Source organism: Mesobacillus boroniphilus (assembly GCF_018424685.1).
In the GTDB taxonomy this organism is placed as follows: Bacteria; Bacillota; Bacilli; order Bacillales; family Cytobacillaceae; genus Mesobacillus; species Mesobacillus boroniphilus_A.
The window spans coordinates 462778-475783 of sequence record NZ_QTKX01000001.1 but is presented as its reverse complement, the minus strand read 5'-3'; the positions used below and the strand labels follow the sequence as shown (position 1 = coordinate 475783).

The 13006-nt window shown below is 41.5% G+C and carries 14 protein-coding genes; 6 read left to right on the top strand and 8 right to left on the bottom strand.

Annotation, left to right across the window (positions count from 1 at the left end):
• Positions 1-203: 203 nt before the first annotated feature.
• The gene (locus DYI25_RS02310) at positions 204-449 is read right to left on the bottom strand and encodes a hypothetical protein (RefSeq protein WP_213366595.1); all 246 of its coding nucleotides are present in this window, start codon (positions 447-449) and stop codon (positions 204-206) included.
• A 74-nt stretch (positions 450-523) separates the two neighbouring features.
• Positions 524-1729, bottom strand: a complete 1206-nt coding sequence (locus DYI25_RS02305) for an EAL domain-containing protein (protein ID WP_213366594.1) — start codon at positions 1727-1729, stop codon at positions 524-526.
• A gap of 196 nt (positions 1730-1925) precedes the next feature.
• Here DYI25_RS02305 and DYI25_RS02300 point away from each other — a divergent pair, with 196 nt between their 5' ends.
• The gene (locus DYI25_RS02300; RefSeq protein ID WP_213366593.1) at positions 1926-2714 is read left to right on the top strand and encodes a C39 family peptidase; all 789 of its coding nucleotides are present in this window, start codon (positions 1926-1928) and stop codon (positions 2712-2714) included.
• Between the two features lie 175 nt (positions 2715-2889).
• On the opposite strand, the gene DYI25_RS02295 is transcribed toward DYI25_RS02300, so the two are convergent.
• A complete protein-coding gene (locus DYI25_RS02295) occupies positions 2890-3114 on the bottom strand; it encodes a hypothetical protein (RefSeq protein WP_213366591.1) in 225 nt (74 codons plus the stop codon).
• A 184-nt stretch (positions 3115-3298) separates the two neighbouring features.
• Between DYI25_RS02295 and DYI25_RS02290 the strand changes: the two genes are divergently transcribed.
• The gene (locus tag DYI25_RS02290) at positions 3299-4180 is read left to right on the top strand and encodes a metallophosphoesterase (protein WP_213366589.1); all 882 of its coding nucleotides are present in this window, start codon (positions 3299-3301) and stop codon (positions 4178-4180) included.
• Here the strand turns inward: DYI25_RS02290 and DYI25_RS02285 are convergent, their stop codons facing one another.
• A complete protein-coding gene (locus DYI25_RS02285; protein ID WP_249745215.1) occupies positions 4181-6301 on the bottom strand; it encodes an EAL domain-containing protein in 2121 nt (706 codons plus the stop codon). It abuts the gene before it with no gap.
• A gap of 203 nt (positions 6302-6504) precedes the next feature.
• Here DYI25_RS02285 and DYI25_RS02280 point away from each other — a divergent pair, with 203 nt between their 5' ends.
• Together DYI25_RS02280 and DYI25_RS02275 are read left to right on the top strand one after the other, a co-directional pair.
• Positions 6505-7002 (top strand): L,D-transpeptidase family protein, encoded by a 498-nt coding sequence (locus tag DYI25_RS02280; protein WP_213366586.1) that lies wholly within the window; start codon positions 6505-6507, stop codon positions 7000-7002.
• A 79-nt stretch (positions 7003-7081) separates the two neighbouring features.
• On the top strand, positions 7082-7570 hold the full coding sequence (locus DYI25_RS02275; RefSeq protein ID WP_213369345.1) for a YkyB family protein: 489 nt from the start codon (positions 7082-7084) through the stop codon (positions 7568-7570).
• A 258-nt stretch (positions 7571-7828) separates the two neighbouring features.
• Here DYI25_RS02275 and DYI25_RS02270 read toward each other — a convergent pair whose 3' ends face one another.
• The gene (locus DYI25_RS02270; RefSeq protein WP_213366584.1) at positions 7829-8731 is read right to left on the bottom strand and encodes a chemotaxis protein; all 903 of its coding nucleotides are present in this window, start codon (positions 8729-8731) and stop codon (positions 7829-7831) included.
• A 176-nt stretch (positions 8732-8907) separates the two neighbouring features.
• A complete protein-coding gene (locus DYI25_RS02265; protein ID WP_249745213.1) occupies positions 8908-9381 on the bottom strand; it encodes a DinB family protein in 474 nt (157 codons plus the stop codon).
• 141 nt (positions 9382-9522) lie between these two features.
• On the opposite strand from DYI25_RS02265, the gene DYI25_RS02260 reads away from it, so the two are divergent.
• Positions 9523-10668, top strand: a complete 1146-nt coding sequence (locus tag DYI25_RS02260; RefSeq protein ID WP_213366582.1) for an aminotransferase A — start codon at positions 9523-9525, stop codon at positions 10666-10668.
• 36 nt (positions 10669-10704) lie between these two features.
• Here the strand turns inward: DYI25_RS02260 and DYI25_RS02255 are convergent, their stop codons facing one another.
• Both DYI25_RS02255 and DYI25_RS02250 read right to left on the bottom strand, forming a co-directional pair.
• Complete coding sequence (locus tag DYI25_RS02255; protein ID WP_167831916.1) at positions 10705-10881, bottom strand: hypothetical protein; 177 nt, start codon at positions 10879-10881, stop codon at positions 10705-10707.
• A gap of 62 nt (positions 10882-10943) precedes the next feature.
• Positions 10944-11825, bottom strand: a complete 882-nt coding sequence (locus DYI25_RS02250) for an NAD(P)-dependent oxidoreductase (protein ID WP_213366580.1) — start codon at positions 11823-11825, stop codon at positions 10944-10946.
• A 287-nt stretch (positions 11826-12112) separates the two neighbouring features.
• Here DYI25_RS02250 and DYI25_RS02245 point away from each other — a divergent pair, with 287 nt between their 5' ends.
• The gene (locus tag DYI25_RS02245) at positions 12113-12778 is read left to right on the top strand and encodes a GNAT family N-acetyltransferase (protein WP_213366578.1); all 666 of its coding nucleotides are present in this window, start codon (positions 12113-12115) and stop codon (positions 12776-12778) included.
• Positions 12779-13006: the final 228 nt, after the last annotated feature.

The window sequence follows — 13006 nt, the reverse complement described above, 5'->3', positions numbered from 1 at the left end:
TGATGACTAGTAAATACAATTCTACCAACATTTACCCTATTTGATTACGAAATTCATTCGTAAAATAACTTCAGCATCTGACACAAAACTTGTTTTACAATATCAATTTACCCTTATCTGACTCGAACTAACGCAAATGTTAAAAAAATTGTAGTTTTATCAGGGAGCCTTTTCACCGAAAAAAATAACCCCCGTTTCGGAGGTTAATATCTGGTCCCTGTGGTCACCGCAAAATAAACGACAAACAACAGGGCAATGGAAAGAACGATTATATATGTCAAAAAAACCGGGTTGCGGATATAAGCGTGCTCCTGTACTGCACCAGGGATCTGGGAATCCAAATTGCCATGAGCCCTTTTCTGTCCCTTCCCGAAAGACCAGGTATAGAAAAGGCCAGCAACCAGCACCCCTGCGCCTGCCAATAAAAGCATTGTCATATAGATACTCATGTGAAATCCCCCTTTATAGAAGGCTGTATCTATAAATTGTACATATTTGGCCTTCCTATGCGCTTTTCCGCTTGTTAAAATAACCCTTCACGTTCATTGAGAAAAGACGCGCTTAAATCTACAAATAAAAATTTTGCTTCATTCAAAGGCAGCGAAAACGTCCGGATGACCTCCCCTGTTTCAATATCACTGTAGCGGTCTGACAGAATCCCTTTTTTTCCTGTTCTCATTCTGATGATGTTCTCGAGGAAATACGGGCGCCAACTCCAATTCTTGCCCTCGTATTTTGGCTGGAGAAGCCACTGATCTCCTGATTTATAAAGGTTTGGTGATAGTTGGAATCCATCTTCGTCACATATATACATCCGGAATGCAATCCCATTAACGCTTTCTCCAATAGAGAGGAGGAACTCACTTGGATTTTGTCCCTTTTTATTCCGGGTTATCAGTTCCTGGAACTTTGTGTGCAACTCGATTCTCAAGTCAAAAAAAGATTGAATTCGTTTCTTCTCGGATAAGATGAATCCATGAATTTCTAACTTTAATTTTTCCTTCAGGATATCTTTTTCCACTAATTCCTTTTGAGGTTTCTTCAGATAAAATCCTTGATAAAACCTGCCTCCATTCTTCCAGGCAAACTGAAGCTGGTAGGGGGTTTCGATATTTTCAAACAATAGGGTTGCACCTATTTTGCGGGCAAGTATTGATAAGGAATGGAGGACATCTATGTAAGCAGGGCCTGCGTTATTGGATCTTAGCGAAGACATATCAATTTTCAGGATTTCAGGTTCAATACCCGCTATTCGCTCAAAATTGCTGCTTTCACTGCCGACCTTATCCATCGCGATTTTAATTCCAAAGGATTTGTAGTAGTTGATTAGATGCTCTATGCTATGTTCGTTGCGGTCAGAAATTTCAAGAACAATGTGCTCAGGATTGATCCCTTTTTCCTGGAAAGAAATGATCAGTTGCAAAAATCCTTCTCCATCATCCATCATCAACAATCCTGCATCTCTGTTAACAAACCATAAAAGATCCTGTTCTCCTGAATGAGAGGCAACTTCCATCGCTTTGTTGAATACGACATTATCCACTTCAATCCGATACTCTTCCGGGATGGTATCATCCTGAAAAAAAGGCCCGAGACTTATATCATCAATTCCGTTTATATACCTTCCTAAAATTTCATACCCAATTATTTTATGCTCCTCTGCATTAAAAATCGGCTGAAAAAAAGGAACGACATGTTCAAGGTCGGTTAAAATATCCAGAGCATCCAATTCAATCTAAAGCCTCCCTTCAAAATGTTATTGCAGCCGAATACCATTAATAATCATTTTTCTACCCATTAAATGTGATATGAATGATTTTACCATAATATGATTATTCCCTCAGTTACACTGTTTCCATTTTCCTCATATCATAAAATCCTCACAGTGACTAAAAATAAATATAGGCTTATGGAAGGATGATGACATGAAAACGTGGCATTTCATTGGCATTCTTCTTCCATTGCTTGGATGCAGCCACGGCTCGCCCGCCGAAAATGAAGCACAAACTCAGAGAACCAATAATGAACCAATCATTATGAATGAAAGTCCTGAGCAATTTCAGGAAATGGCGGTCCCAAACTCTAATCAGAAACAAGAACAACACCAACAACGTAAAAGCGAGGCATTACTGAACGTACCCTTGATTAAACAAAATCCAGAATTAAAATATGGATGTGAAGTAACCAGCCTGGCAATGATGCTAAAATATGCCGGAGCTGATACTGATAAAATGAAGCTTTTCAAGGAAATAAAAAAAGATAATGATCCTTTGAAAAGATCTGCAAATGGTGATATTTTGAGCTGGGGTAACCCAGTTGAAGGTTTTGTTGGAGATATGACCGGAAAACGCGCAGGCTATGCAGTCTTCGATAAACCAATGATTGATCTGATCAATCGTTATTTACCAGGCAGGGCCGTCAATTTGACCGGAAAGGATTTTGACGCAGTACTGGACCATGTATCTGCTGGTTATCCAGCAGTTGTATGGACCACAGGCGACTATCGCCTGCCCAATCGCTGGGAATCCTGGACGCATGGCAATGAGGTCATCAAAACGCCACTAGACTTACATGCAGTAGTCCTGGTCGGTTTCAATGAAACCACAGTCTACCTGAATGACCCCCTATCTGGCCGAAAACAAGTGCCAGTGAACAAGACTCGCTTTATAGAAACCTGGAAAGCGATGCAATCGAGAGCAGTCAGTTACCGTTAAAATATGGGATAAGGCTGGAGTTTATTCCGGCCTTGTCTTTTTATTTAATCTGTAAGTACAATTTAGGGCTTATAGAACCTTTTCACATCTTTTCAACATCCTTCTACCCAAGAGTCGAAAGAAAGCAAATACCGGCATGTTCGGAAAAAGCAACGATTAATTTGTAAAATACCTATTATTTTTCTCTCCGCTTTTTCACAAGTGATCTGTGAAGCTTGGCAAGCGAATTGACAATTGTCCTTTTCTTATTGAACCCTTTTGCGGTCGCACTTACACCATTAAAGACAGCTACTGCATTCCCCCACGTTCCTAAATGATTAAAACCATAAACAAAAACCTTTATATACCCATTTTTTGCCGGAATAAAAATCATTTCCATTCTAATATCATAATCCTCCATCAACAACACCTCAATTTCATTCACCTATAAAGGGTTTGTCATGTTTCATTTCTCTTCCCTTCTGTCATTAATTAAAAACACTTAATCATCATGCATAAGGACCTTTCCCTAAAATGGCACTTCTATTTTCCTTGTTTGTTTGCTAGTATAGTAGAGAAAATTCGGAGATAGGTTGGTATTTTTCATGTCTGAACAAATCACTCGGAGGACTTTTATTAAAAGGGCAGTTGGAACTTTATTGACTGTTGGTGGACTCGGCACAGGGGGCTATTTTTATGCACGTGAAGTCGAACCCCGCATGCTTGATATCACCCGTCACACTATTAAAAATGCGGCGTTGCCATCTGGTTTTAATGGAGTGAAACTCATTCAGTTCAGCGATACCCATATCGGATTCCAATACACGATGGAACAGCTAAAGCAATTGATATCCCAAATCAATAAACTGAATCCCGACCTGATTGTTTTTACAGGTGATTTACTAGATGACCCCAGACACTTCACCGAAAAAAACAAGCTTATTTCCATGTTGAGCAACTTGAATGCGCCTCTTGGAAAGTTTGCCGTATACGGAAATCATGACCATGGTGGATACGGATCCGATCTTTTTAAGCAGATAATGGAACAATCAGGATTCTCTTTATTATTGAACACCTCAGCTAACATCAAGCTACTCGATGGCAGTTCGATATGGATTGCTGGAATAGATGATGCTATGCTCGGTAAGCCTGACCTGAACGCGTCTATGGCCGAAGTACCAAATAACTCATATACCATCCTTTTATCCCATGCCCCTGACAAAGCAGAAGAAGCTGCACTATATCCGATTCAATTGCAGCTGAGCGGACATAGCCATGGCGGTCAAATCCAGATTCCCTTTTATGGACCATTGGTAACTCCTCCTTTTGCCGAAAAATATATGGAGGGCTTCTATACAGTTGGCCGCAACAGCGGTCTAACCCTATACGTGAATCGCGGCCTTGGAACTACCAGGCTTCCTTTCAGGTTTTTATCCCAGCCTGAGCTTGCGATTTTCACCTTAAAAAATGAAAAAACAAGCAGCTGATCAGCTGCTTGTTTTTCTTTTCAGGATGAACTTTTCCTCTGCTTCCTGTGCCCTTAATGGTCTGGCAAAAAAGTACCCCTGCGCTTTTTCGCAATCGGCATTTGTCAGGAAATCAACCTGGCTCTGTTCCTCGACGCCCTCCGCAATCACTTCCATTCCAAGACTGTTGCCCAAGTGGATGATCGTTGTAATGATTGCGGCATCCTTGCCGTTGTACTTTATATCTCTTATAAAACTTTGATCAATTTTCAACACATCGATAGGAAACTGTTTCAAATAACTAAGCGATGAGTATCCAGTTCCAAAATCATCTACAGAGATTTGGATACCTAAGTCCTTCAACCGTTTCAGGATTGGGATCGTCTCTTTTGTATCTTGCATTGCACCCTCGGTAATTTCGATTTCCAGAAGAGATGGGTCAATATTATACTTTTCTATCGAACTCTTGATGATCCGTACTAAATCTAATTGCATGAATTGCTTAGGAGAAATATTGATCGCTATCCTGATTGGCTTCCCTGTCTTCTCCGTCCATTCCTTTATTTGTCGGCATGCTCCGTCAATTACCCAGTTGCCAATCGGGATAATCAATCCAGTGTCCTCTGCCAGCGGGATGAATTCGGCTGGTGAAATAAAGCCTAATTCGCTGTTGTTCCATCGCAGCAATGCTTCGAAGCTTGATGTTTCATTGGTAAGCAAATTGATCTGTGGCTGATAATAGAGTTCTAGTTCGTCGCGTTCGATTGCTTTTCGCAAATGAGCCTCGAGTGCAATGATATTTATCCCGGTTGACTGCATGTCAGAGCGATAAAATTGATAATGGGCCTTTCCTTTTTCTTTCACGCTATATAAAGCTTCATCAGCATGTTTAATCAATGTTTCAGCATCCTTCCCATCATTAGGGAAAATACTTATTCCAATACTTGGTGTAATATAATATTCCTGGGAATTAAAATAAAAAGATTCATTGAACCTGTATAATACTTTTTGCGCAAACTCTCCTGCACTATGCCTGCCTGTTTTTTCAAGGAGAATGATAAATTCATCGCCTCCCTGTCTGTAAACCGTACAGTTTTCTTTCTGGATGTCGATCAATCGATCGGCTACTTGCTTCAAAATCTGGTCACCAACAAGATGTCCAAGTGTATCATTCAAATACTTGAAACGATCTATATCAAGAAACAAAAGGGCAAATTCGGCTTTTTGCTTCTTTTCATTTTTGACAAGACTATCCAGTTGATCAAGGAGCGCGCGTCTGTTGCGCAATCCTGTCAGCTGGTCATGGAAGGCCATGTACTTGATCAGTTCTGTGTTTTTTGCCTGCTCAGAAAGATCACGGATAATGAAATACATACCCTTTATTTCAGAATGGATCACAATGGGGATCGTCTTCAGATGGACCGTCAGGAACTTTCCATTTCTGTGCATGAACCGACAATCGAGCGATTCCTTTGCATTACCCAATTTCGTATCAGATAAGACTTCCTGAAAAAGCAGCAGGTCACTTTCACATATCAAGCTAGTGATTTTCCTTGATTTAAGCTGCTTGACCGTATAGCCTGTCAATAAATGGGCCGCCGGGTTGACATCAAGGATCTTCCCCTTTAAATCAATTGAAAAAACAGCATCCAGATTATGGTCAATAAGTGAACGATACCGTTGCTCGCTATCAATCAATCTAATCTTTTCTTTGAAATTTTCTGTCATATCCCTGGTTACCGCTACAACATATTGAACTTCCCCGTCTTCATCCTTGACTGGGGTCAGAAGTGTCTCTCCAAGAACCTGATTGTCATTTTCCATGTCTACTTCATCAAGGAAAGCAACTTCCACTCCCTCTTTCACTGCCTTAATATATTGTTGTTTCAAAGGATTAAGATGTTTTTGAGGTAAAACCTCTTCCATCGTCCTTCCGATATCACTACCAGCCATCCCCGCATGGAGCAGGCCGTTCTCATTGGCAAATAAATAACGGAATTGGTAACCCGGTTCGACTTGCATGATAAAAACAAGATCCTTCACATGTTTAAAGATGATATCTGAAATCATCTGTTCTATTTTTTTCGAAGCAGAGACGCCTCTTCTTCTTTTAGCTATTCTTGTTTGCTTCATCTGATTCATCAAACCATCCTCATTCCAGAAGTACAATAGTACCTGGTTCATGACTGCGAACTAGTTTTATGTACCTATTTTACCCTTTAAAATAAGGAAAAACGATACTATTTTTTAAAAATTTACAATTTTTCGCTAAAAAACGACAATTAACACTCGAATGGAGCCCTCCCCAATCACCCAGCATACACTGCATTAGAGGAGGAGATTCGATGTATCATATTGTAAAAAGAGGCGAAACGCTAGCAGTGATTTCTGCTAACTATCGCAGGTCGCTTCAACAAATCCTGACGGCCAATCCTGGTATCACAAATCCAGCACTTATCTATCCTGGCCAGCGAATCGCAATTCCGGGACTTCCCGACCCTGCTTCTATCCCCTACTCGATTTCGGTTTCATTGGGCAGCAAAAGGCTAACACTTTTTCAATCCGGCAGGCTGATAAAATCCTATCCTGTAGGCATCGGGAAAATGCTAACTCAAACCCCGGTTGGCGAATATGTGATTGTGAACAGAGAACCTAATCCCGGCGGACCATACGGCTCTATGTGGCTGTCGCTATCAAAACTCGGATATGGCATTCATGGAACAAACAACCCTGCGTCGATTGGCAAGGCCGTTTCGAAGGGATGCATCCGGATGCATAACAAAGATGTTCTTGAGTTGGCACGGCAAGTACCTAACGGAACGAGAGTCACAATCACAAGATAGTCCCCCATTAAAAGGCTTCTATTTCTCAATCAGCCAAATTAAGGGTATAATGAAAATAGGTTTAACAAATGCCGTAATAATGAAAGGAGCCTATCCATTGAATAATGAAAGGAACAAGATCCCCCCACTCCGTCCAACGATCGAGAACCTCTCACAAGCAATCTTCACTGTGAACCGTCATGCCAAGACTGCTCCAAATCCGAAATTTTTATATCAGTTAAAACATGATGCGATAAAAAAAATGCTACGGGAAGGTAAAGCTAAAAAAACTGGACTCCATTTCTCAAATAATCCGAGAAACAGCCAGCAGCAATCAGACGTACTAGTGGTTTGCGGTGATTACACATTCCACATCCCGCCGACTAAACAGGACTTCGAACAGCTTCCCCATTTAGGAAAACTCGATCAGTCAGTGAGGAATCCAAGGGCTACCATTTCATTGACCAACGCTAAAAGGTTATTGTCAGCCTACACAGGATTGAAAGAATCCAACGAGACCTCCGGAGCAGGCAAGACAAGGAAATATGCTAAACCTGTATTCAAGAAACTTGGAGAACGATACCCTTAAAAGAAATGCGCAAGCGCCTTGGTCAGCCTCGACAAGCGCTGCCCGACAAAAACGCCACGTCCTGTGGCTGTCGGGTCTGCACGTCCTGTGCCTCAGAGGTCATGCCAGTGAAGTCGTTCTTTGACTTCATTGGCATGACCGAAGCGTCTCGAGGGGCTAGTCGCTGGAGCTAGACATTTCTCTAAGTGAAATTCAATCTCTCTTATCTCAAAAAGAAAGCTGAAAATCAGCTTTCTTTTTTGGTTGCAGTTTTTTTGACTATAAAATCAATTCGTCTATCTTCAGGACCAATTCACTAATCTCTGGCTTGCTGATCTGGGCATCGGCACCTACGACACTGCCCTTATGCCGTAGTTCATTCGTGATTAAAGATGAAAAAATGATAACAGGAAGTCTTCCGAGAACCGGATGTTCTTTTATCCTCTTTGTCAGATGATGTCCATCCATCTGCGGCATTTCAATGTCTGTGATCACAAGCTGTACTGACTCTGAAAAAACATCAACATTCTCTGCCAGGTGTTCAAGGTAGGTTATGGAATCCTGGCCATTCTCAAAGAATTCAAGGTACTGGAATCCTGCTTCGCTCAAAGTATCATGAAGCATTTTCCTTAACATTGCAGAGTCTTCCGCAATGACGATTCTTTTCGTGGAACGTTCCCTGGGACCAAGTTTCTTGACATCGCTAACTTTGATTCCAGACTCAGGATTGATCTCAAGAAGGATTTTTTCAAAGTCCAGGAAAAGTACCATTTCTCCTCCTAGCTTGATTACTCCGATAATTTGGCTCTCCTGTCCCTGATACATATCTGACGGCTTCTCAATTTGAGCCCAGGAGATGCGATGGATTTGCGTAACCATATGGACATGGAACACCGTTTTCAGCTGATTGAATTCCGCGACGATGAACTTATCAAGCTGTGGATTTGTCGATTCCTGAAGCCCTAGCGCGGCCGCTACATTGATGACTGGCAGCACTTCTCCCCTTAGTTCCATAATTCCCTCAACAAATGGATGGGCGTTCGGGATTGCCACTACCGGTACAGGATTGAGGATTTCTTTCACTTTCATGACATTTATCGCGAATTTATTCTCGCCAATGCCGAACTCGACAATTTCCAGTTCATTCGTGCCTGATTCTAATAGAATACTGCTATCATTCATAATTTTCTACCTTCTCTTTATAAAATTAGGACTATATACCTCTTATCGGCAGGATTATTTAAACTGTTTAGATGAAGGTGTGAGAATCTCGGTGCGTAGTTAGATTGAACTTATGTAATTAAAATAATAGCCCAAATAAAAAAGCAAACCGAAAGCTCTCGGTTCACTTCTCTAAATCATTTAACCAATGTCCTGCCTAATGCCGTACCTACTTGCTTTTGATGATGAAGGTCGTGCTGGATAAAATCGATTAGATATGCTCCAACCGTCATGTGGTTATCGGAAATATTAAATGAAACAGCCAGCTTATCACTGTCCATTTGATCAAGCATTTTTCGGTACTCTTTACGAATCACCAGCAGTTCATCGAGCACTTGATCTTTTGTTGCTGTCTTTTCCGCATATTCACGAGCACGGTCGTTGACTCCCTGGAAATCAGGATAGGAAGGCAGTACAGCTCCTTCCTTAAAGTATGGGAACCTTTCTTCAAGTGAATATTTATCCCAAAATAACAGGTGCGCAACGACTGCTGCAACTGACCACTTACCTTCACCTAAAGGCATTTGCCACTCGGTATCTGTAATATCTCTCAAGGATTTTACCCAAACATCAAACTCTGTATAATGCTGTTTCATTTGTTCCAGATTCAATAGACTCTCCCCTTTACTTTTCAATCATAATAAATATTCGCTCTTTAATGAAAATAACCTTCATTTTTTGAGCAGACGATTTTTACACCTTTTCGCTTCAGCATGGTAAAATGGTGATATTCAATCGGAGGGATGAAAGACGTGGAGCATTTAATTAACAATAGGGTGAAAAATATAGAAATCTCGGGAATCAGGAAATTCTTTAATATGGTCGCAGATGTAAAAGACATGGTTTCCTTGACCATAGGCCAGCCTGACTTTCCGACACCGGAACATGTCAAAGAAGCTGGCAAGAAAGCAATCGATCAGAACATCACTACATATACACATAACGCCGGACTAATACAGCTAAGGAAAGCTTCTGCAGATTTTTACAAAAAAAAATATAATGTTGATTATTCAGCGGATAATGAAGTCATTATTACAGTAGGCGCAAGCGAGGCTATTGACATTACTTTTAGGACCATTCTCGAAGAAGGATGTGAAGTTATCATCCCAGGTCCTGTTTACCCAGGGTATGAACCAATTATCAAACTTTGCGGTGCTACACCAGTCTATGCGGACATCAGGAATACACAATTCAGGATGACCGCAGGGTTGATCGAAAGCCTGATTACGGATAAAACGAGGTGTATCGTCCTCCCATATCCTTCAAATCCTACCGGGGTTAGTTTAAATGAGGAAGAACTGAAAGAAATAGCCCAGCTGCTTAAGGATAAGGAAATCTTTGTCCTGGCGGATGAAATCTACAGTGAGCTTGTTTATGAGCAGAAGCATGTCTCAATTGCCCAGTTCATGAAGGAAAAAACAATTGTCATTAACGGACTTTCCAAATCCCACTCGATGACTGGATGGCGAATAGGGATGCTATTTGCGCCTGAATATCTTGCGAAACATATTCTGAAAGTGCATCAATATAATGTGACGTGTGCGACTTCTATTTCACAAATGGCTGCTTTAGAGGCTTTGACAGCCGGGATTGATGACGCATTGCCAATGAAGCAGGAGTATGCTTCAAGACGGGATTATGTCTTTAACAGACTCCATTCTATGGGACTTGATGTAATCAAGCCTGATGGCGCGTTTTACTTTTTTGTCAAAATTCCAACATCCAATATATCATCATTTGATTTTTGCATGGAATTAGTAAATGAAGTAAAACTTGCTGTGGTTCCAGGAAGTGCTTTCTCTGACTTTGGAGAGGGATATTTCCGGCTTTCATATGCGTACTCGATGAATACACTAAAAGAAGGGCTCGACCGTTTGGAAAGTTATTTGCGGAATTAAATTGGAAAGCCGTCCCTCATCAGGAACGGCTTTTTATTATCCCTTGTATTTTCCGTTATTCTTAGGAGCTTTCTCTTTTTTTGCCTTATCCTTATGGATCTTATTCGTTGCTGCACTGCCAATTTCATGTGAGAACTCAGAATCAATTACAGCAGAGTCAAAACCCTTTTTGTTCTTTTGCTGCGGGTCGTTCTTTTTCGTCCTTTTAGCCATAGAAATCCCCTCCTTTAGGTTTTAGTATTTTTTCCGGGAGGGGAGTCTATGACTAGAAAATATTATGATTGTTTCCAGTACTTATATAATGCCTGTGTACCGCTGTTTTCTTCGCCTTTGTTGGCAATTTGCTCGTATAACGACAATGCCAAAGAAAGTCCTGGCACTTCCATATCCATCCGTTTCGCTTCGTCCAGGGCGATTTTCATGTCCTTGATAAAGTGCTTGATGTAAAATCCGGGCTCAAAATTGCCATCAATCATCCTTGGTGCAAGGTTGGAAAGCGACCAGCTGCCTGCTGCACCCGAAGAGATGCTCTTCAATACGGATTCCGGATCAAGGCCAGCTTTTTCTGCATAGATAATCGCTTCGCATACACCGATCATATTGGAAGCAATCGCAATCTGGTTACACATTTTCGTATGCTGCCCAGCACCAGCCTTACCCTGGTGAACAATATTCGTTCCAAGGATATTAAGCAGGGGTTCTACTTGAAGAAAAGCCTCATCATCGCCACCTGCCATGATTGCAAGCCTTGCTTCACGGGCACCGACATCCCCACCGGAAACAGGCGCATCAATTGCATGAATCCCTTTCTCTTTTGCCTGTTCATAAATCTTTTGGGCAAGGGACGGAGTCGAAGTGGTCATATCAATTAAATAACTGCCTGGCTTGGCATTGGCAATGATGCCATCTTCCCCAAGATACACTTCTTCCACATCTGAAGGATAGCCAACGATTGTAAAAATCACATCTGCCTTCTGTGCTACATCATGCGGTGAATCTGACCATACTGCTCCCTTTTCTAGCAAATCCGCAGCCTTTTCCTGTGTTCGTGTATATACGGTTAGCTGGTAACCTGCATCTAGCAGATGGCCTGCCATACTTTTTCCCATAACTCCAGTACCAATAAAACCGATTACCGTATCTTCTTTAGACAGCATATGTATTCCTTCTCCCCTTATAGATTTTAGATTTATTTTAACATTATCCATAAGAAAAGGCCGAGAGTTTACTCCTCGGCCTCCAGAACGATCTACCATTCTATGCGCATCAATAGTTTACCCTGACTGTATTGATCCCAAACCTATAATATCGAGTTAGTCTTAACCTGGAAAGGGATGCAACTCGTATATCCAGTGAAGAACATACTTTTCTTGCGTTTAATGATTTGACGTTGCGCTGGAAATCTTTATATACTTTTTCTATACTGTATTATTGAGGTGCGGATATGTTTTATAAAGAGCTATATGTTTATGACAGCAACAAACCGGTAAAAGCGATCATCCGAAACTACACAAAAGATGATTTTGACCAGTTGATCCAGGTACAGAAAGAGTCCTTCCCGCCTCCGTTTCCTGAAGAACTCTTGTGGAATGCCGAACAGCTGACCAACCATATAAGTTTATTTCCGGAAGGTGCGCTCTGTGTGGAAATCGACAGCAGGATTGCTGGTTCAATTACTGGATTGGTTGTTCATTTAGAAAATGACGACGAGGACCATTCCTGGGCTGAAATAACGGATAATGGGTATATAAGGAATCATGATCCGGAAGGCAATACCCTTTACATTGTCGACATTTGCATAAGTCCCGCTTATCGCAAGCTTGGTCTTGGAAAATGGATGATGCAAGCTATGTATGAGACGGTCGTGCAATTAAGGCTCGAAAGACTATTGGGTGGTGGCCGGATGCCAGGATATCAAATACACTCCAATGTCATGTCCATTGACCAGTATGTAGACAAGGTGCTAGAAGGTGCTTTGAAGGACCCAGTTGTTTCCTTTTTGCTGCGATGCGGACGAACACCGGTCAAACCTGTAGCAAACTATCTTGAGGATGAGGAATCCTTGAATTATGGGATGCTGATGGAATGGAAGAATCCTTTTAAAGTATAGAAGCTGCCTTTCCGGCAGCTTTTTGTATTCTACAGCCTTAAGAGGGCCGTAATGAGGACTTTCTGAACCTGTCCGAAGTTGCTCTTTCTTCTGACAGCTTCTCATATTTCTCCTGTACTTCCCAACCTTTTTAGATTGCACTTAAAGGCTTTTAAGCACAAAAAAATGCCGGCTGATGAACAGCCGGCCAAATCTGGGGGAAAATGAGAATGATTAGCTTACTTTCAG